We start from the raw sequence: 20274 nt of genomic DNA on the forward strand, positions 1-20274 counted from the left end.
ATTTCACCTCATCCAAATTTGTCGAGTTTTCCTCTCTCTATGCCAGCGCGATCAGCGCTTCCTCAATGTCAACGCTTTCATCCGTTTTCAAAGGCTTGATCGACTGGTACCGGTCCGTATTCGTGATGATAACCGGCGTGATCAACTGATAGCCCGCATCCTTAATCGCATTCAAATCAAATGAGACAAGCTGGTCTCCCGGCTTTACAGCGTCGCCTTTATTGACATGCACGGTAAAGTGCTCGCCGTTTAATTTCACCGTGTCAATTCCGATATGGATAATAATTTCCGCCCCATTGTCGCTAGTGATGCCGAGGGCGTGCTTCGTTTGAAAAACGGTTGTGATCGTGCCTGATACAGGCGACACCACTTTGCCTTCCTCAGGTTCAATGGCGACGCCTTTTCCCATGACTTCTCCTGAAAATGTCGCATCATCCACTTCACTCAATGCTTTGACTTCGCCTTTCAGCGGGCTTTGAATGATTTCTCCCGCGCCCGCTTCAGATGGAGATGGAGCGGCCGCCGGTTCATCGGCTTCATCTGAAGGAATGTCTTCAAATCCCAATACAAAAGCAAACGCTGTTGCGGCAAAGAACGCGATGACGACTCCGATCACGGCCTGTATAAAAGTCGGGCCGATAAACGTCGTAATTCCCGGCAAACCGACGTTTCCGCCAATAATATATGCTGCTACGCCGGTGATGCCGTAGAATGCACCTCCGACAGCGGCGCCGAGAAGCGCAGAGACAAACGGCTTTTTCAGCCTCATGTTGACACCGTACATCGCCGGCTCTGTAATCCCCATCAAAGCCGTGATGCTTGTCGTCAGCGACAATGATTTGAATTTTTTATTTCTGGATCGCAGGAATACGGCAAATGACGCGCCAGCCTGCCCCATATTCGCCAAGAACATCGCAGGTATCAAATAATCGTAGCCGTTTTGCGTAATGTTGTTGAACATAACCGGAATGAAAGCATAGTGCATTCCTGTCATGACGATCAAAGAAAACGTTCCGGCTAAAAGAACCATCGTGATTAAACCGGCATTTTCAAATAAACCGTTTACACCGACAGACAGATAGTTCCCTGCAATCGCACCGAGCGGACCGACTGTAATTAATGTGACAGGCACGACAATCAGCAGCGTCAGTGTCGGTACAAAAATCATCTTCAACGAAGTCGGGGTGACTCTGTCAATCCATTTCTCAACGTAAGATGCAATCCAAATCGCGAGCAGGATCGGAATGACAGTCGACGAATAAGTGGCAGCGGTTACAGGCAATCCGACAAAGGAAATGCTTTTCCCTGAACCGAGAAGCGCTGTCAGATCGGGATGCAGAATCGCCGCTCCGATCGCCGCCGCAACATAAGGATTGCTGCCGAATTTTCTCGCGGCGCTGACTGCCAGCAAAATCGGCAGGAAGTAAAATGCTCCGTCGCCGATGGCCGATAAAATGGTGTGGACCTGGCTATTTTCACTCATCCAGCCGAACGTGACGGCGATAGCAATGATCCCCTTGATCATACCAGCTCCGGCGATCGCCGGGAGAATCGGTGTAAATACGCCTGATATCACATCAAAGATGGCTGACAGCACGTTTTTCTTTTTGCCGGCTTGCTGCTCGCCCGCTTTTTCATCGCTGAGCCCGCTGTTGGCAATGATCGCTTTGTACACCTTAGGGACATCATTTCCAATGATGATTTGAAACTGCTGGCCGCTGATGTTGGTGCCCATTACAGCCGGCAGACTTTCCAGTTTCGCGCGGTCTGCCTTCGCATTGTCATAAAGGTTGAAACGCAGTCTTGTCATGCAGTGAATCACGCTCTGTACGTTCTCTTCACCGCCCACGAGTTGTAAAATGTCCTTCGATACTTTATTATAATCCATATGAGTACCTCCTCTTTTGGGGGAATCTGCCGGACTGAAGGTGGCCGCCTTCACCCGGCTTTTTTATTGGCTTGGAACCGCAATGAATCCTCGGAATCTCACATCACCTCCTCATTTTGGGTATAAAAAAAACCTAAATTACGCCGGCTTGACCGGGACGATGTCCCCGAAAGCTGTACGCAACTTAGGTTTTGCCTGCAAAAGCAGTAACAATCCTTAAGAAACTTGCTGATATTAGTTTGTAACTATACTGTAGCACCTGTTTTTGTTCATGTCAACGCTTTCATTACAAATGTCTCATAAAAACCAGAATACATGAAAACTAAAAACTAAGACTTTATACCTTTATTTCTATGTTTTCTAGCTTTCGCCGCCTTTTTCATAAGCAATTCGGGGTTTCGCCTTGCTTTCCTTCGTGCTGCCGGCTGTGCAACTGCGTCTTTCGGTTCCTCCTGCTTATGAAGAATGAATCCGGCAGCCATGAACGGAATCCCTGATAAGTTTGTGAAAATGTTTTTAATGCCCATCGCTAAAATAAAAGATCCCCATGGAGAAAACGGATCTTTTTTGATTTTCACGTAAGCGGTGATTTCCAGGGCAATAAAAATGATCGACTGTGCTAATATCACAATCAGCAAGCTCAAAATAAACAAGAGAGCAAAATTAAATAACGTGCCTGAGTAGATCATCAACTTCAACGCGGCTACGAAAGTCCCAGCCTCCATATATCCGTCCGTGACATTTGGATTCCAAACGGCATAAGCGTCAAACTGATGTTTGAAATGAAAAAACAAAAATAATATAAACAACCAATATATGCTATGTAAGCTAATGCCTAATAAAATGAGTCTGTTTGCTGCTTTGTTTTGCAATGTTGTTCCTTCTTCCGTTTATGATTGAAGAGAATAAACCGTCTCTTCCTGCTTTGGCTGAAACGCCTTTATTTCGTTGCTGTCCAGGTCTTCCTGTAATATGCAAACCTTTTGAATCTGCCTGTTTTGATAATGGTGAAAATAGTAGCTACAAGTCTCGCTGCACATCACCGCCGTATATTGGGTGTAATCGTCTTCGCCATTGTCAGTCATGACAATCCCTTTGGGAATATTCATATTGGAGAGAATATGAAACACGGCAGAAACGCCTTCTGTTTCGTCGGACACAGGCTTCATGTGCTCTTTCAAAACTGCAGCCCTGACAAAACGGGATGGCGGTGTAAAGTCTCCCGGCAATCCGGACAGCCCGGAACCTTGACCAAAAGCCGACAGCGTCATGTCTCCCATTTTTTTCGCGGCAAACTGTCCCGGCTGAAGACCGATATAATTGCGCAAATTGGTCAAATGCCAAGGAAAATCTGGACTGTTCGTCAGCACGCCGACCGGATTATCATGAATTTGAATCCCGCCGGCCGCCGGTTCAACAACGATGCTCGCACCGGAGCGGTCCGTTAATAGCCAATGAAGCGGCGTCACCGTACTGAGCAAGCTGACCTCTCTCTCAACAATGTTTACGGAAACAGCCGCTTTTTTCACTTCCTCCAAATCGCCGCATTCCGACAGCACCCATGTCACAAATTCGTGCGGCGCAAGATTGCGGCATTGCTCTTTAGTCTCGCTTTCATACACAGCATAGCCCGGGAAATAAAGCGCTGCGCAAGACAATCCTTTTTCATTCACACCATCGGCAAACAGCGCATTATTGAGCTTTCTGCCCATCCCGATAAACGCATACCGGCCGGCATGCTCGCTGCCGTCTGCTTCACTTTTCCATTTGTAGCGACGCGGATGCAACAGCACTTCCCCGTTAAGCTCAAAATCAAAATCCATCGTCCTCGCCAATAAATGCTCCCGACCAGCAGTCGTCAACGTGATACTTGTACACATTGCGTCTCATCCTTTTCGCTTGATATTACACTTCGTGAACTATTTTTATGTTATCGAATTGGAAAAGATTCGTCAAAATGAAAGGGATTATGAGAAAAAGCCGAGATAAGATCTCGGCTTGCAGCTTAAATATATCCTACTCCCTCTATTATTTCTAAATAATATCAGAAATCTTTAGTCTCAATATCTATTATATCTTTCTTATACTCCTATCAAAATTGACAATTCCTGATATAGGCGTTCGCCTTCACCTTGAATATCAAAATGATTCATTATTCTTTTTTTGCTGCCTACAATAACGTTTATCCGACAGCCTTCAATTATATCAACCCTCACACCTTTATACATACAATACACGATATCTCAATCACATTTTTTCAGCAGTGCATTTAAATGAGGGTAGTTCTTTTTAAATTGAATTCTTTCAAAATTTTCTTTGGCCTTCAATTTATTTTCCTGGTTTAAATAACATATCCCTAATATATAGTATTCCTCATCCTTATATCTTTTCTTATTTTCTAATATTTCAATTATTTCTTCATATCTAGGTTGATCTAGTTTTAATTCATAGTGGATAAAAACTTCATCTATATCTAACCATACAAAATCAGAGTTATTTTGATCATTTTTAATATCCCTAATCAAGCTGACTATTTCTCTTAAATTATTATGTTCATCTTTTTCAATGAGAATGTTCACTAACAACATTTTAGAAAATTGTACTTTATCTTGTTTTTCTATAGCTTGTCTCGCTAACATTTCAGCCTTTTCAATATCTGGTCTTAGACTTCTATACAAGATCAAACTTTGAAAAGCAAAATCATGATTAATCAAAGTACTTACATTGCTGTCAACATGCTGTCTAATCTTAATTCTTTCGCAATCTTCAGGTGAAAAAAAGTTCCATGCAAAAATTATATCTGCACCTTCGTTAATTTTTTCAACTAATTCTTGGATAGTAGTTATTATTCTTTCTAAAGAGAAATAAATTGTCACAATACATAATAGTATTTTTTCATAGGAATCATTCAAACTAACAGCAATAGTGGATATGGATATCGGAGCAAAAAGACAATATAAAATTAGCTTTCTTGCTAATTTATCTTCTTTTAATTCAGCTAAATTCATCCAAATCAATACATATATTGATATCCAAATAAGAAAAATCAACAAAAAAGAGAGGTATTTCTCAAGAACCAAATAAGATAAATATGATCCAATAAAGCAAAATAGGCCAGCAAAAATAAGTTGTTTAAGATTAAATTGTACAGCTACACAGGATATTCTTAGTATAGAGCTTACATAACCGATTATCCTCGGCATGTCTCCTTTAACCGGTTTTTTTAGTAGGACTATTCCTACAGCTATTAACAAAACAATTAAAATTACGGTCAACAGTGTTTTAAAGTCAATGAATAGTGATATTGATAGCATTTTTGAAATCAATATCTGCTGGTCAAAAATCATCTTTTCAAAAACTATATTTGAATCTATAGGGTTCAAAAAAACATATTTTATGTAGAAAAAATTATTGATGGTGAATTTTAAGATCTCTATGATTATTGGCGTGATCATTAGAAATATACAAAATATTCCTGCTATCAGATAGCTTAAAAATAAAATGCCCAAAAAATTTGTTAATAAAACTGCATTCTTCCTTATAAAATGTTTATCGGAGTTTTCAAATTTTGTAGTTAGTTCAATTAAATAATTTGAGAAAGCATCCAAACTAATGATTAATAATTGCCTTTTAGTCATATTGTCTCCTCAAAGTAATTTCAATATTCTTTTAAAGAAATTATACTCTAATTAGAGATTTCATCCAATATAATTTCCAATGTATAAACTAAAAAGAGGGAAGCTAAAAATATCTCCCCCCCATCATTATTTATCTATACATGCTCCCCCAAACCGCATCTCCCTCACGAGACAACGCACTAAACGTCATTACCTTCCGCTCAGAAGCCGCATCCCACTGACGCAAAAATACACCGTCATATGTTTTTCCGTCGATCTTGAGTTCGATTTTGTTGTCTCCCGTGTTCTTCCACGTTCCGTCTACTGCGCCGGTTATTTTGCCATTTTGATTTAAGCGGATCTCTTTCGATTCTTTAATATCTGCGGAGATATCTTTACCGTGCCTCACCAATTCGTAATCGCCAATCACATCTGATGTTTTCACCTTTTCGAGCTTCTCTCCGGCATAGCGGTGAGGGGCGGCAACCGGCCAGCCTTGTTTGTTCATCAACAGTTGATGGACGCGGACTTCGTGCTCCTCGCCTCGTCCCGGGAAGCGGGTGTGAAAGATTAAATACGATTTGCCGCTTTTTTCATCGTAAAAGGCAGAGTTATGGCCCGGCGATACATAGCCGTTTTGATTGCTAAATGAGAAATTTCCCATCAGTTTGACACCGTACGGTTCGATTGAGCGATCGTCAAACAACGTTCCTTCTTTGCCGCGGACGTCAATCATCGCATGGCCTTCTGCGTCATAATAAGGACCGTCAGGGTTTTTTGAGCGGGCGACGCGAATGTTGTACCCGCCGTCAGCGGCAAGCCCTCCGAAGGACATGTACAGGTAGTAATACTGTGTTTCAGGATTGTAAAGAATGTATGCGCCTTCAATCCGGCTGTGATTGCCGCCGATCAGCTTTTTGCCGTACCCCTTTCCCGGAAGCGGGAATCCGGTTTTCTTATCCATTTCTAAAATAAAAATTCCGCCGGAATAGGAGCCGTACACCATCCACAGCTTTCCGTCTTGATCAAAGAATGTGTGGGGATCGACGACATTTGGGTGCTTTGTCGCGTCATAAGGCGTCCCGTCATTGCTGATCCCGTCCATTCCCGACTTTAGGAAAATGCCTTTATTTTTGTATGGGCCTTCAATGTCGTCTGCGACAGCAAGTCCGAGAGCAGATCTCGGAGAATCTCCGCGGCAGGCGTTGTAATACATATAAAACTTGCCGTCCTCAAGCTGGGTGACATCAGGCGCCCACAACGTATCAGATTCAGCCCATTCAAAGGCCTCTTTTAATTCTTCATATACGTTCGGAATCAGGGGATTCCCATTGTGGACACTCGAGGAAATTTGCGTCCATTTCATGAGGTCCGTCGATTTGGCCGAAGCTAAATGGGAGCCGAACACATAGTAGGTGCCGTTCGCTTTAATAATGGATGGATCGTGAACCGTCACTTCCGAAAATACAGGTTTTTGAGTTTGTGCAGAAGCTTGATTTGGCGCGAAACATGCAGCCATGACGAAAAGCAATGCAAGGACTTGGATGAAACACTTTCTCATATTTTGTTCTCCTTTCTTTTGAAGCGCTTTCATTTTTTGACAATCCATCATATGCTGCTTATCCAAGGTTTATTACGAACAAAAAAGCTCCCGACAAAGTCGGCAGCCTGAGATTATTCCCTCGCTTTATGCACTTTCAGCAATTTCCCTTTCACGGTCGTGTTTTTCATCGCAGCTAAGACGAGCGGCCCTTTGCCGTTTAAAATTTCAACGAATGAACCTTGCTCTTGTATCGTGATAATCCCAATATCCTCAGCGGAGACGCCGTCAATTTTAGCAATCGTTCCGACGAAATCAACGGCTCTTAGCTTCTTCTTTTTTCCCCCGTTAAAGTAGAGCCTCATGATTTCTTTATTTAACGGTTCGCTCTTGTCCTTTTTAAGCTCCGGCTTCCTATTGATTTTCTTTTGAAACGCCTCTTTTGCCTGTGCAATTTCTCCTTTTGACGGCGCCTCAATTATAGGAATGGGAAAACCGATATAGTCTTCAATCTCAGCGATCATCCTTTTTTCACGCGGACTGGCAAGAGTAATCGCTTTTCCCCGGCTGCCGGCTCGGCCTGTTCTGCCGGTACGATGCACATAGCTTTCTTGATCTAATGGCAGCTCATAGTTGATCACATGTGTGATGTTCTCAATGTCGATGCCTCTTGCCGCCACATCTGTCGCGATTAAATAGCGAAACGCTCCCCGTCTAAAGCGGTTCATCACGGCAAAACGTTCCTCCTGAGGCATGCCGCCGTGAATTTTCGCGCACGGATAACCCAAACCGGCTAAGCGCCGCTGCAACTCATTCACTTGCTCCTGTGTGCGGCAAAAGACGATGCAGCTGTCTGGGTTTTCAACAATGAACAGATCCACTAAAAGCGAAAATGAATCATTTTCATTTACAAAGATCAGTTGATGCTCGATGTCTGCAGTTGTCGTACCGCCTGCTTGAATCTCAATTTTCAAAGGGTCTTTCATATATTGAAGGGATAGATGCTCTACATCCTCCGGAAAAGTTGCGGAAAACAGCATCGTCAGCCGTTCTTCAGGCAAATGGCGGATGATCGCTCCCACTTGATCGATAAATCCCATATTCAGCATTTCATCGGCCTCATCGATGACAAGGTATTTCAGTTTTTCTAAAGGAAAGGTTCCTTTTTCAATGTGATCCAATACACGGCCCGGCGTCCCGACAACGATATGGCATTTTTGCTTGAGCTCCGTTTTTTGCCGTTCAAAGGACGACTTCCCGTAAACAGCCGCTGCTTTTATTCTTTTATAGCGGCCGATGTTCGTCAAATCCTCCTTAACCTGAGCGGCAAGCTCGCGTGTCGGTGTCAAAATCAAGGCCTGTGGTTTGTTCTCTTCCCATTCGGTCAGCTCGCAAAGCGGAATTCCGAACGCGGCCGTCTTCCCGCTCCCCGTCCGCGATTTCACCACAACATCCCGCTTTTTAAGCGCCGCGGGAATCACCTCGCTCTGCACCGCAGTCGGCTGCTTATACCCTAAATGATCGAGCGCTTTCGTAATATCGCCGCTTAATGCATAGTCTTTAAAACTGGCTTTGCTCATGTATGGACTCCTTTTGGTCATATGATTTCCAGTGAATGATGGTGTTATGAATGTGATTATACGCGAATCATGACTGATTTCAAAAAGACATGAAAAAGAGGCTGCAATCAGTGCAGCCCTAAGAAACACTCTACAGTATCAATTGTTTTCAAAAATTAATCCGATCATAGTAAGCTCCCACAGCAAAACAGCGATGAAAATGACGCCCAATAGACGCTGTAATACAAAGGGGAGGCGGGCTAAAACGATTTGGACTTCGTAATTTATTGTCCAAGCAAAAAATAAAAAATAACGTAATAAGTCGTTTATAAGCCCATTTGATTCCTCATAAATACTAAATTCATATTGTTTAATTACCCATGAAGGAAAAAATAAAGAAATCACTGCCATAATTACATTAATAAGTATAGAGGCATAAAATAATGAGCTTGGAAATGGCATATGCTCTCCCAAGGCAAGGGCAAAAAAGATACTTAAAAAAATTAACACAATAATGCCATGCACAAAATTTGATTTATTAAAAGCCCTTTTTCTCTGGCTAAGAATTACTTTTTCAGTTTGAAAACCATATACCAGAGAAAGCAAAATGAGAAAAAATTCTGCAGTGAAAACAAACATAAAAAACATGACATTGGCGTCTTTTTCCCAATAAGGTTTATTCATCAACAATAAAGCAGTTAACAACAAAAGAATAAAATTGCTTCTTAGCCAAAAAAATCGGCTTTTTTTAAAAGAGAATTGAAACCGAAATCCCTTGTCCTCTAAATCAAAAAATTCATTTATTGTGTCCACTATTTTCTCAAAATATTCATTTACAGCAACAGGCTGAAGATAAAGTGAACCGTTCTTTTTAATGTTTTCATAATCCAAATGCCAAATGAAATTATCGTTTCTTAATAAAAACACAGCTTGATCTAATCTCGATTGTCTTGTAGTAGAGTTACTTTCATAAAACGAAATATTATCAAGCTCTTGATCGTTTGCCAAAAAGTCAAATGAAAATTGGCTAATAGTCGAATGCGTTTTCGGGTCTTCCGCCATTCTCTTGATGACTTCAGCTTCCACCTCATGAAACTCATCAAATGAATCTTCATCCATTTCAAAAATTTCATGTTCTGGTTTTTTATCCGTATATGAATGATAAAATGTTTTCAACATTTTTAAAAAAGGCTCTCTGCTTTTTAAGATTGAGAAGCTATGAATTTGGTTCTCGATTTCTTCTACAACCATTTCATCTTTTTGGATATGATGAATGATCATCTCCTTTTTTCGATGAGTACAATGAATTTTTCGTTTTGATTGTATAAGGAGATGAATTAAGTTTTCTAATCCTTCTTTCAAGTTGGATTCTGTGTCATCATCCCAATATCCTTTTTGCTTTAAAAGGTTTTCAGCATGAATAGAGAATGGTTCAATGTCTTTTTCATCTCGAATCAGCTGCTGTTCATAGATAATCTCCTCAGCAGCTTTTTCATATCTGCATAATAGTAATGCAGCAACGAATTCTTGTGATGTTAAAGTAACTTTAGAATCCAACATTGATCTCCCCCTCTTTTATCGGGTTCACCTCGTTTTTCAGAAATAAAAATCCGCACGTTACTATTCGCTTATTCCACAGTGCTTCCGTTAGGTATATTGTTGCTTTATGGGTGAATCTAACGTTCTCATAAATCCGACCTTTTTCATATTACAATATCATCCAAAATAGGTAAATAGGATAATGGACTTGGTTTTCTTGGATTTTCTTCAATTGATCCATTCAAGCTTCGCACAATGTTCTTTGAAATAGCATCAGGCGTTTAGTTCAAATGACCTTCCTCAAATCTTGCGACATCAAAAAAACAGCACACACCCAAGGGTATGTGCTGTTCTGCATGTTCTTCTATTCCGTAATCACCGTATGCACGAGCTTCGGTGCCTCGGCTTTTTCGGAGATTTGGATGTTGTCGTAGACTTTTGCGATGACGTCATCGACATTTTCGCGGTTTGCGTATAGAGTAACCAATGGTTCGCCTTTTTCGACTGCGTCACCGACTTTTTTGCGAAGCATGATGCCGACGGCGAGGTCGATTTTGTCTTCTTTTGTTGCGCGGCCGGCGCCCAGCAGCATGGCTGCGACGCCGATTTGATCGGCGACGATTTCAGACACGACGCCAGCTTCTTTGGCAGGAACGTCGATTTTGTAGGCAGCCTGAGGCAGCTTTTCTGGGTTATCCGCGACAGAGCTGTCGCCGCCTTGGTTCTGCAGGAAATCCTTGAATTTTTGCAGCGCTTTTCCGTTTTTCATTACATCGATCAGTTTCTCTCTTGCTTCGTCAAGAGTCTCTGCTTTTTTGGCGAGAACGACCATTTGGCTGCCCAATGTTAAGACAAGCTCAGTCAAGTCTTCCGGACCTTCCCCTTTTAATGTATCGATCGCTTCTTTCACCTCAAGGGCATTTCCGATGGCAAATCCGAGCGGCTGGGACATGTCGGAGATGACAGCCATCGTTTGGCGGCCGACATTGTTTCCGATGCGGACCATCGCTTTTGCAAGGTTGACGGCGTCTTCATCGGTTTTCATAAAAGCGCCGGCGCCTGTTTTGACGTCAAGGACAATCGCGTCCGCCCCCGCGGCGATTTTCTTGCTCATAATCGAGCTGGCAATCAGCGGGATCGAATTGACCGTGCCTGTCACATCGCGAAGGGCGTACAGTTTTTTGTCAGCAGGCGTCAAGTTTCCGCTTTGGCCGATGACGGCAACCTTGTCGCGGTTGACAAGTTCGATGAATTCGTCTTTAGAAAGTTCCACGTGAAACCCTTTGATCGCTTCGAGCTTGTCAATTGTTCCCCCTGTGTGTCCAAGGCCGCGGCCCGACATTTTGGCGACCGGGACGTCGAGAGCCGCAACAAGCGGTGCAAGTACGAGTGTCGTCGTGTCGCCGACGCCTCCTGTTGAGTGTTTGTCGACTTTGATGCCTTCAATCGCGGAAAGATCGATCGTTTCGCCTGAGTTGACCATCGCCATCGTGAGATCAGCCCGTTCTCTGTCCGTCATGTCCTGAAAATAGATGGCCATCGCCAGAGCGCTCGCCTGATAGTCAGGAATGCTTCCGTCTGTGTAGCCTTTAATGAAAAATTGAATTTCTTCTGTTGTCAATTCTTCTCCATTTTGTTTTTTAGTGATGATATCAACCATTCTCATTGTGATCACCAGTCCTTTTTTCAATGTTTATCAATAGATCAATCCTACAACGGTCGCTGTCAAGAAACTGACGAGCGTTGCGCCGTACAGCAATTTCAAGCCAAAGCGCGCGACGACGTTTCCTTGTTTCTCATTCAGTCCTTTAACAGCGCCGGCGATAATTCCGATCGAAGAGAAATTGGCAAATGAGACGAGGAAGACAGAAACAATCGCTTCGGTGCGGCCGCTGAAATGGAAGCTGCCTTGTGCGAGAGACTGCATCGCGACAAATTCATTTGAGACCATCTTGGTTGCCATGATACTTCCAGCATTCACCGCTTCATGCCATGGAATACCCATCAGGAAGGCAAACGGTGCAAAAATAAATCCGAGCAGTTCCTGGAATGATATGCCTAGTACGGCGCTGAAAATGCCGTTAATCATTGCGATGATCGCGACAAATCCGATCAGCATGGCGGCCACGACGACGGCGACTTTAAAGCCGTCCATAATATATTCGCCCAGCATTTCAAAGAAGGATTGTTTTTCCTCTTCCTGTACCTCTACCATATCATGTTCTCGATCGACTTCATAAGGATTGATAATCGAAGCGATAATAAATCCGCCGAATAAGTTCAAGACAAGCGCGGTGACAACGTATTCGGGCTTCAGCATCGTCATATAGGCGCCGACGATAGACATCGAGACGGTTGACATCGCTGAAGCGCACAGCGTGTAAAGTCTGTGCTTAGGCAGCAGGCCCAGCTGCTTTTTTAACGAAATGAATACTTCAGATTGCCCCAGTATCGCCGAAGCCACGGCATTGTATGACTCAAGTTTGCCCATCCCGTTGATTTTGCTAAGCGCAAGACCAATATATTTTATAATAAACGGAAGGATTCTCCAATATTGCAAAATACCGATTAAAGCAGAGATAAAAACAATCGGGAGCAGCACGCTGATGAAGAATGTGGATTCATTCACATTCACCAGTCCGCCAAAGACAAAATTGACACCTTCTGCGGCATATTCAAGCAAATACCCGAAGCCTTTGGCAAACCCGCCGACGAGATAGTTTCCGACGCCCGTGTTCAGCAAAACATATCCCAATGCGAATTGCAGCACGATCATGACGATAACCGGACGGTACTTTACTCTTTTCTTTCCGCTGCTGACCAGCCATGCAAGCCCTAAGACGACAAATAAACCAATGAGCCCGATAAGATATTTCATGTTTTGATCCTCCTGGGGATGTATTCGCTTACATTTTTGTATCTGCGCGCAGGAAGCTTTAGCTTCCCGCCGCACTGGATCTTAGTAGTTATCTTCATTTTTTCCTTCTGCTCCGCTGACGATGGAAACGCCTGCGCTTGCACCGATCCGGGTCGCTCCTGCTGAGATCATGCTTTCAACGTCCTCTTTTGTTCGAATGCCTCCGGATGCTTTAACACCGATGTCAGGTCCGACTGTTTTCCGCATGAGGGCGATGTCTTCCGCTGTCGCTCCGCCGGTTGAGAACCCGGTTGAAGTTTTGACAAAGTCGGCACCGGCAGCAACAGCCAAGCGGCAGGCCCGCTCTTTTTCCTCGTCTGTCAACAGACACGTTTCAATGATGACTTTAACAAGCGCTTTACCTTTTGCGGCTTCAACGACCCCGCGGATGTCCGCTTCGACAAAGTCATCGTCTCCGTCTTTTAATGCGGCGATGTTGATGACCATGTCTACCTCTGTCGCACCTTTTGCGATAGCGTCTTTTGTTTCAAACGCTTTTGTCTCTGTCGTATTGGCGCCCAGCGGAAAACCGATGACTGTGCAAACATCGATTTCCGTTCCTTTCAGTTCTTTGGCGGCGAATTCAACCCATGTCGGGTTGACGCAAACTGAAGCGAATTGGTGTGTTTTCGCTTCTTCTATTAATTTCTTAATCTCGGATTTTTGTGTATGCGGTTTCAATGCTGTATGATCAATGAGATTTGCAATCGTCATATACTAGCACTTCCTTTGTATAAGATAGTTTCAGCATAACCGATTTTTGAACAAATGTAAATTATCATATGAAATTTTGTTCAATAGAAAATAAAGTAAAATCCAGGCTGTTTTTCCTGGGCACTTTAATCATCTAGCAGTTCTTTCGCCGTATGCTGATCAATAATCAGCACATTGGCATACTTGCCTTTTAGTGCACCATGAATAGCGGCTTTTTTCCGGCTGCCGCCCGCTACGAGAATCGACCGTTCTTTTTCCCTCAAGTCAGCCAATTCAATGCCGATTGTCCGCGAGTCGATAGCATGGCTGCAAATGTTTCCCTCCGCATCAAAAAAACGCGAACAAATATCGCCGACTCCACGTTCTTTCAGAAGAGCTTTTTCCTCTTCATGAAAATACCCCAGCCTGAACAGAAGGGCTTCATCGCGGACTGTACCGACTGTAAATAACGCAATGTTCGCCTGTTTGCCCATTTCTATAATCCGCTTAATGTGCCTGTCCTGCTCAACCATCTGTTTGACTTCCGGATTGTCAAACACGACCGGAAGCGGCAAATACCTCGGCATCGTTTGAAAGGCTTCGGCAAACAGCTGAATCGTTTCAGACGAATAGGTGTTGACACTGGAGTGGCTGATTCCGCCTTTCAGTTGGACGACCTCTGCGCCCTTCACCTGTTTGGGCTGCATATTTTGAGCGATTTGGTACATTGTCGTCCCCCAGCTGACGCCGACAATGTCGCCGTCCTTGACTGCGCCGTGCATGTATTCGGCCCCGAAGCGGCTGAGATAATGCGTGATGGTCGTATAATCCGCGGTCGGCGAAAAGACAACATGCGCTTCAAGGAGCCCGTATTTTTCCTCAAGCATCGCACCGAGCGCATCCATATCTTCAAACGGATCCATGACGCGGATTTGGACATACCCCTTTTCCTTGGCGAACTGCAGCAGCCTTGATACCGTCGGTCTTGAAATCTGCAGCTGTTCGGCGATTTGCTGCTGGCTGTAGTCAGACTGATAATAGAGCCTCGCAGCTTCAATGCTCAATTGCTGTTTTTCCTTGTCCATCACGTTCCTCCCCTTTAGTAACGCTTTAACCCATATTATATAGGTTCATGCTCCTTATCATCCAGCTGAATTGCAAAAATACGGCCCGTATGCCGGCCCATGCGTCACCACATATGTCCATGTCATGTTTTTATCCGTTATATATGCATCTTCTGCTGCTGTCAGTTCTTCAGCTTGTTCAAGCATACAGGCGTCATCCGAGTGCTGATCAAACAAAAGGCAAGCGCGCTTCAGCTGCGCCTGTCCGCCGGTAAAACACGGCTTCATCTCATAGCTGAATCATTACCTCACCAAGATTTTTTCTGGTCGCTCTGGTCTCACACAGGCTATCCATTCACGTCCTCCGTTTATTTCTTTCGGTATTTTTTTATGAAAATCAATACAAAAATCCTACTATTGCTGGAAAAACATTTTATTATTGGACTTACGACCTCTTTTTGGATAGTCCTAAAAGATCAAAAAAATCTATCAATCTCCATTTTTTCATTTATAATAAATAAGTCAAAATCATTCTCAAAAAAAACATTCGGGGTGATCTATCGTGAAAGCACCCGTGAGCTATATATGGATTGGTATGATCCTGTGCTTTTTATCAGTCAGTCTGGCCGTCGGTTGTATCAAAGCTGAAGATCAGTCAGATGATGACAAAAATGATGAAGCGCTGCAGCCTGCTGAACAATTCGTTTACCATCATTTAATGAGCGATCAGGGGCTGATCAAAACCAGCTTTTCTGACCACCCTGTTTACTTGTCGGAATCGCTTGGCTTGTGGATGGAGTTTTTGATCAGCAAAAAAGACGGCGAGCATTTTCATGAGCAATATCAGCACCTGACCGAATCCTTCCTTATGAAAAACAACCTGGTCTCATGGCAAATCCAAAACGGCCAGGCAAGCGGGGTAAACGCCTTGATCGATGATCTCAGAATCATGGTGAGCCTCGATCAAGCGGCAGCTCTATGGGGAAACAGCGAGTATAAACAAACCGCTCTGAACATCGGTTCCGCATTAAAAACACACAACATGAACAACGGGATATTGACGGACTTTTACGACTCCGCCTCTCAATCCGCATCAAAGGATATCACGCTTTCCTATATCATGCCAGATGCGCTATCCGTCTTGAAAAAAAACGGAGTGATAGATAAGGAAACCGAAAGGCGGAACGCCAACATTCTTTACCGCGCCCCTTTGAAAAACGGTTTTCTTCCGAAAGTGTACAGTACAGAAACGAAAGCATACACCTATGACCATGAAGTCAATCTCATTGATCAGCTTTACACAGCTTGGCATTTACCGCCGAAGGATCAAAAAGCCGCTGTATTAGCGGATTGGCTCAAACAGACGTTTCAAACCGGCGGCAAACTGTATGGCCGGTACTCGATCGATACAAAAAAGCCGGCGGTTCAATACGAATCTCCATCCGTCTACGCTTTGGCGATATTATTTTTCATCAACCAAAACGAAGATCAAGACGTCATCAAATCGCTGTACGATCGATTGAATGATTTTGAAATTCTTGATTCGTCCGAGACGTATTATGGGGGATATATGAGCGGAAATGATACGCATTCTTTTGATAATCTGCTGCCCCTATTAGCCGAAAGGAAGCTTTTAAATGAAAATATCATTCAATGATTCGCAAAAAATGTTCGCTTATATGACGGGGCTTGCAGCAGCTCTTGCGTTGTTCATCCATTATGTCTCAGCCCGGCAGTCCGAATCCATTCTCATCATTTGCATCACACTTGCCATCATCGCAGCGGGAATATGGCTCGGATCGATTTACGCACTGGCTGGGACGATCATCGTCCTGTTTGTTCTCGGAACTTTGATGATGTTCCTTCACACAGACGCTTCGCCTGAAACGGAATTGCAAACCCTCGTCATCTGGGGAATAGCGCTTTTGCTGTTCTCCTTCATGTCAGGGAGAATCCATGACATCGCGACCGGACTTCACCGCTCTGTCAAACACCTTCAAGACGAGATCAATAGCTTCGTTGCAATTGACAGGGTGACAGGCTTTGATAATAAACAGAGGATGAAGCTGGAGCTCTCGGAAGAAATCAAGCGGGCGGAGCGGTATGGCAACTCATTTGTTTTTTTACTGCTTCAAATGCATTATTTCAAAGAGTTCAAATCCCTGTACGGAGAAAAAGAAACCGACCGTCTCTTTCAATTTGTCAGCAGTAAAATCAGATCATGTGTCCGGGAAACGGATAAAAAATTCCGTCCCGCCGAAGAGCGGTTCGGCATCCTGCTGACACACACGCCTGCTGAGCATATGCCTGCCGTCCTTGAAAAACTGAAGAAACAGCTGGACACATACCAGCTGAAAAACGGCAAGTATGTCACCTTGACCTTCCACGTGTGCCACTTATCATATCAAAACGATTTAAAGACTGCTGAGCAATTTTTAGAAGAACTAGAAAACGAGATGATGATGAATGAACTGTAAGCGGATATTACTTCTATACGCGGCTGCACTTATCCTGGCTGCGGCTTTTCATGTTCCGGACACCGCCGAGGCAAAGCAGCAGGAGCGCGGCATTCTCATCGTCTATTCAACATTGGATGGCAAAAAATCAGCCGATGTGAAAATGCTCGACCTTATCGCCGGCCATTTTACATCCCGTGTGACCGTTGTAAATGATACGGATGTCAAAGCTGCGGATCTGGCAGGAAAAGACCGCGTCATCTATTACGGACAAACGAAAAGAAAGCTGAACAAGAAACTCGCGCAGCTGATCAGCTCCTTCCAAAAACCTGTGACAGCGATCGGCTTTAACGCTGGGCAGTTCAGCCAATTTGCAGATCTTTCGCTGAAAAGCGAAGACAATGTGTATCAGATTCGCAGCATAAATGAGGAAAACGATACCTCTTTAGAAAGCGGAATTCGTGTCCTCGAGGTATCAGGATTGAAGGGAAAAGCGTTGTACACATACAAAGCTGACGACGGAAAAGCTCACCCTTTCGTATGGAAAACCGGCAAAGGAAACGTATACATCGGTTTAACCGATTTGCTCAACAACAACCTCCTCGCCGCTAAGCAGCTCAGACAGGCATTTGGTGAAACCCCGGACAGCACGCTGTTATATTTGCGGCTTGAGGATATCAGCCCCATGTCGGATGAAAAACTGCTGCTCCAAGCCGGGGCTTATCTTCATAAACGAAATATTCCTTTTATCCTTTCTGTGATTCCGGTATATGTCAATCCTGAAACGGGCGACAAAGTCTATATGTCTGAAAAACCGAAGCTGGTCAAAGTGCTGAGGAAGCTGCAGGATATGGGCGGCAGTGTAATTGTTCACGGGTATACCCATACATACCGCTACAGCGAAACCGGTGAAGGATTCGAGTTTTGGGATGCTAAAGCCGATCAGCCGATCACATCGCAAAATGCGAAAGAGCCCGCGACCCTTTTGCAAAAGGAACAGAACTTTCCGAATGAAGAAGCATATCAAAACTATTTGAAGCCGTTCAGAAAAAATGAGGAAACGTACACGCGGCAGAAGCTGACGAACGCTATTGAAGATCTCACCGCGGAAGGGCTGTATCCGCTCGCGTTTGAAGCGCCGCACTATACGATGTCAGAGCACGGCTATCAGATCGCCTCACAGTATTTCACAAGCTTGTTCGGCCAGGTTCAGCTTAGCGATACAACATGGAAAACGTCAGGCGCCGGGCCTTTTGTTACGAATCCGGCTATGCTCCATGGGATGACGCTCTATCCTGAGACCATCGGCTATGTTGATCAATCGGAGCAAAATCCGCTCGGCAAAGTCGAGGAACGCATCTCTCAAATGATCGATTTTGAAGGCGGAGTAGCCGGCGCATTTTATCATCCTTACCTTGGAATGAAATATCTCCCTGAGCTGGTTGATCAAATGGAACGCATTCCGAACAGCGAATGGCTCGATATTAAAAAGACAAAGCAAACCGTTAAAACAGATAAAGTGGAAATTCACACAAGCGGAGATGGAACGATTCAAGTAAAAAGCAAAATCAGCGCCATTGAAACGTTTTTCGATCATCACCAGCAAAGCCCCATGGAAAAGGCGCTTTGGATTCTCTCCCTTATTGTGCTCTTGTTTGTTGTCATGTTTGTGAGCTATACCCTTTACTTGAGAGCCACATTAAAAAAACGAATCTTTAAGGAGAGAAAAAACCGTGGGTAATGTTCTGTTCCTAGTCTCGTTAAGCTTAATATGGGTCATGCTTCTGTATCACATGTTTCTGATGCAGGGCGGATTCCGCCACTATATGACATTCGAACGGAACATTCCGAAGTGGAAAGAGAACGTGAAGGATCTCCCGAAGGTCAGCGTTCTGATTCCGGCGCATAACGAAGAGGTCGTGATTCGGCAGACGCTGAAGGCGATGGTGAATCTTTATTATCCGAAGGACCTGCTGGAGATTATCGTTATCAACGACAATTCATCCGACCGGACGGGCGACATCGTAGATGAGTTTTCCAGACAATACGACTTTATTAAAATGGTCGTGACCAAACCCCCGCATGCCGGAAAGGGAAAATCGACGGCGCTCAATTGCGGTTTTGCCGAATCAAGCGGGGATGTCATTTGTGTATATGACGCCGACAACACACCGGAAAAAATGGCGGTTTATTACCTTGTCCTCGGGCTCATGAATGATCAGAAAGCCGGAGCCGTGGTGGGAAAATTCCGCGTTATCAATGCGGCGAAAACATTGCTCACAAAATTTATCAATATCGAAACGATTTGTTTCCAATGGATGGCACAGGGCGGGAGATGGAAATGGTTCAAAATCGCCACGATCCCCGGCACCAATTTCGCCATCAGGAGAAGCATTATCGAACAGCTGGGCGGCTGGGACGATCAGGCGCTGGCCGAAGATACCGAGCTTACGATCCGGGTCTACAACCTCGGCTACCACATCCGCTTCTTCCCGGCGGCCGTCACTTGGGAACAGGAGCCGGAAACGTGGAAAGTCTGGTGGCGTCAACGGACAAGATGGGCGCGCGGCAACCAGTATGTCGTTCTGAAATTTTTGGCTCAATTTTTTAAGCTGAAGAGAAAACGGATTATTTTTGATTTGTTTTATTTCTTTTTTACGTATTTTTTGTTTTTCTTTGGCGTCATCATGTCAAATGCGCTTTTTGTGATCAATTTATTTTATAATCTGCATCTTTCATTCGGTTTTTTGTCTATCATCCTATGGGTTTTGGCTTTCTTTCTATTTATGACGGAGGTCATGATTACACTGAGCATCGAAAAAACAGAAATGAACAGGCAGAACTTTTTCATCGTTTTTCTGATGTACTTTACATACTCGCAGGCTTGGATTGCGCTCGTGATTTATTCTTTATTCGTAGAAATCAAGCACCGCCTGTTCAAGCAAGAGGTTAAATGGTACAAAACAGAACGATACAATCAAAAGAAAAGCGGGTGACTTTT

Annotated in this window: 16 protein-coding genes; 4 read left to right on the forward strand and 12 right to left on the reverse strand. The window is 44.0% G+C overall.

Annotation, left to right across the window (positions count from 1 at the left end; genetic code table 11):
• Window positions 1–37 precede the first annotated feature (37 nt).
• The 12 genes from MHI30_RS20950 to MHI30_RS21005 form a co-directional block, all read right to left on the reverse strand.
• A complete protein-coding gene (locus MHI30_RS20950; RefSeq protein WP_075751707.1) occupies window positions 38–1888 on the reverse strand; it encodes a beta-glucoside-specific PTS transporter subunit IIABC in 1851 nt (616 codons plus the stop codon).
• A 329-nt stretch (window positions 1889–2217) separates the two neighbouring features.
• Entirely contained in the window at window positions 2218–2697 is a 480-nt protein-coding gene (locus MHI30_RS20955) for a hypothetical protein (RefSeq protein ID WP_231133619.1), read from the reverse strand.
• Window positions 2698–2778: 81 nt separating this feature from the next.
• Window positions 2779–3768 (reverse strand): choloylglycine hydrolase family protein, encoded by a 990-nt coding sequence (locus tag MHI30_RS20960; RefSeq protein WP_075751708.1) that lies wholly within the window; start codon window positions 3766–3768, stop codon window positions 2779–2781.
• 363 nt (window positions 3769–4131) lie between these two features.
• Window positions 4132–5526: a hypothetical protein gene (locus tag MHI30_RS20965; protein WP_075751709.1), complete on the reverse strand. Its 1395-nt coding sequence runs from the start codon at window positions 5524–5526 to the stop codon at window positions 4132–4134.
• A 130-nt stretch (window positions 5527–5656) separates the two neighbouring features.
• A complete protein-coding gene (locus tag MHI30_RS20970) occupies window positions 5657–7024 on the reverse strand; it encodes a glycoside hydrolase family 43 protein (protein WP_081379882.1) in 1368 nt (455 codons plus the stop codon).
• A 155-nt stretch (window positions 7025–7179) separates the two neighbouring features.
• Window positions 7180–8625: a DEAD/DEAH box helicase gene (locus MHI30_RS20975; protein ID WP_075751710.1), complete on the reverse strand. Its 1446-nt coding sequence runs from the start codon at window positions 8623–8625 to the stop codon at window positions 7180–7182.
• Between the two features lie 138 nt (window positions 8626–8763).
• Window positions 8764–10164, reverse strand: coding sequence for a hypothetical protein (locus MHI30_RS20980; RefSeq protein ID WP_342409757.1), 1401 nt, complete (start codon window positions 10162–10164; stop codon window positions 8764–8766).
• Window positions 10165–10507: 343 nt separating this feature from the next.
• Complete coding sequence (locus MHI30_RS20985) at window positions 10508–11809, reverse strand: pyrimidine-nucleoside phosphorylase (protein WP_075751845.1); 1302 nt, start codon at window positions 11807–11809, stop codon at window positions 10508–10510.
• 30 nt (window positions 11810–11839) lie between these two features.
• Window positions 11840–13021, reverse strand: coding sequence for a NupC/NupG family nucleoside CNT transporter (locus tag MHI30_RS20990; protein WP_075751711.1), 1182 nt, complete (start codon window positions 13019–13021; stop codon window positions 11840–11842).
• Between the two features lie 81 nt (window positions 13022–13102).
• Complete coding sequence (gene deoC, locus MHI30_RS20995; protein WP_075751712.1) at window positions 13103–13774, reverse strand: deoxyribose-phosphate aldolase; 672 nt, start codon at window positions 13772–13774, stop codon at window positions 13103–13105.
• 125 nt (window positions 13775–13899) lie between these two features.
• Window positions 13900–14838 carry a sugar-binding transcriptional regulator gene (locus MHI30_RS21000; RefSeq protein ID WP_154495458.1) on the reverse strand — a complete coding sequence of 313 codons (939 nt, stop codon included), beginning with the start codon at window positions 14836–14838 and terminating at the stop codon, window positions 13900–13902.
• A gap of 57 nt (window positions 14839–14895) precedes the next feature.
• Window positions 14896–15105 carry a DUF4275 family protein gene (locus MHI30_RS21005; protein ID WP_075751714.1) on the reverse strand — a complete coding sequence of 70 codons (210 nt, stop codon included), beginning with the start codon at window positions 15103–15105 and terminating at the stop codon, window positions 14896–14898.
• A gap of 286 nt (window positions 15106–15391) precedes the next feature.
• Between MHI30_RS21005 and MHI30_RS21010 the strand changes: the two genes are divergently transcribed.
• Genes MHI30_RS21010 through MHI30_RS21025 form a run of 4 tightly spaced genes read left to right on the forward strand, consistent with a single transcriptional unit; the run spans window position 15392 to window position 20269 of the window.
• Window positions 15392–16474, forward strand: a complete 1083-nt coding sequence (locus MHI30_RS21010) for a lipoprotein YdaJ (RefSeq protein ID WP_256700602.1) — start codon at window positions 15392–15394, stop codon at window positions 16472–16474.
• Window positions 16455–17294 (forward strand): diguanylate cyclase, encoded by an 840-nt coding sequence (locus MHI30_RS21015; RefSeq protein ID WP_075751715.1) that lies wholly within the window; start codon window positions 16455–16457, stop codon window positions 17292–17294. The genes MHI30_RS21010 and MHI30_RS21015 overlap by 20 nt, the downstream gene beginning before the upstream one ends.
• Entirely contained in the window at window positions 17284–19014 is a 1731-nt protein-coding gene (locus tag MHI30_RS21020) for a DUF2334 domain-containing protein (protein ID WP_075751716.1), read from the forward strand. The genes MHI30_RS21015 and MHI30_RS21020 overlap by 11 nt, the downstream gene beginning before the upstream one ends.
• Window positions 19007–20269, forward strand: coding sequence for a glycosyltransferase (locus MHI30_RS21025; protein ID WP_065643512.1), 1263 nt, complete (start codon window positions 19007–19009; stop codon window positions 20267–20269). The genes MHI30_RS21020 and MHI30_RS21025 overlap by 8 nt, the downstream gene beginning before the upstream one ends.
• Window positions 20270–20274: the final 5 nt, after the last annotated feature.

It is taken from the genome of Bacillus sp. FSL L8-0528 (assembly GCF_038593085.1).
GTDB lineage: Bacteria > Bacillota > Bacilli > Bacillales > Bacillaceae > Bacillus > Bacillus paralicheniformis.

What these genes read in the sequence shown, in the direction of transcription:
- MHI30_RS20965 (WP_075751709.1), bottom strand. Translation starts at nt 5,526, where the DNA reads ATGACTAAAAGGCAATTATTAATCATTAGTTTGGATGCTTTCTCAAAT.
- MHI30_RS20970 (WP_081379882.1), bottom strand. Translation starts at nt 7,024, where the DNA reads ATGGCTGCATGTTTCGCGCCAAATCAAGCTTCTGCACAAACTCAAAAA.
- MHI30_RS21000 (WP_154495458.1), bottom strand. Translation starts at nt 14,838, where the DNA reads ATGGACAAGGAAAAACAGCAATTGAGCATTGAAGCTGCGAGGCTCTAT.
- MHI30_RS20950 (WP_075751707.1), bottom strand. Translation starts at nt 1,888, where the DNA reads ATGGATTATAATAAAGTATCGAAGGACATTTTACAACTCGTGGGCGGT.
- MHI30_RS20975 (WP_075751710.1), bottom strand. Translation starts at nt 8,625, where the DNA reads ATGAGCAAAGCCAGTTTTAAAGACTATGCATTAAGCGGCGATATTACG.
- MHI30_RS21015 (WP_075751715.1), top strand. Translation starts at nt 16,455, where the DNA reads ATGAAAATATCATTCAATGATTCGCAAAAAATGTTCGCTTATATGACG.
- MHI30_RS20990 (WP_075751711.1), bottom strand. Translation starts at nt 13,021, where the DNA reads ATGAAATATCTTATCGGGCTCATTGGTTTATTTGTCGTCTTAGGGCTT.
- MHI30_RS20980 (WP_342409757.1), bottom strand. Translation starts at nt 10,164, where the DNA reads ATGTTGGATTCTAAAGTTACTTTAACATCACAAGAATTCGTTGCTGCA.
- MHI30_RS21005 (WP_075751714.1), bottom strand. Translation starts at nt 15,105, where the DNA reads ATGAAGCCGTGTTTTACCGGCGGACAGGCGCAGCTGAAGCGCGCTTGC.
- deoC (WP_075751712.1), bottom strand. Translation starts at nt 13,774, where the DNA reads ATGACGATTGCAAATCTCATTGATCATACAGCATTGAAACCGCATACA.
- MHI30_RS20960 (WP_075751708.1), bottom strand. Translation starts at nt 3,768, where the DNA reads ATGTGTACAAGTATCACGTTGACGACTGCTGGTCGGGAGCATTTATTG.
- MHI30_RS21020 (WP_075751716.1), top strand. Translation starts at nt 17,284, where the DNA reads ATGAACTGTAAGCGGATATTACTTCTATACGCGGCTGCACTTATCCTG.
- MHI30_RS20985 (WP_075751845.1), bottom strand. Translation starts at nt 11,809, where the DNA reads ATGAGAATGGTTGATATCATCACTAAAAAACAAAATGGAGAAGAATTG.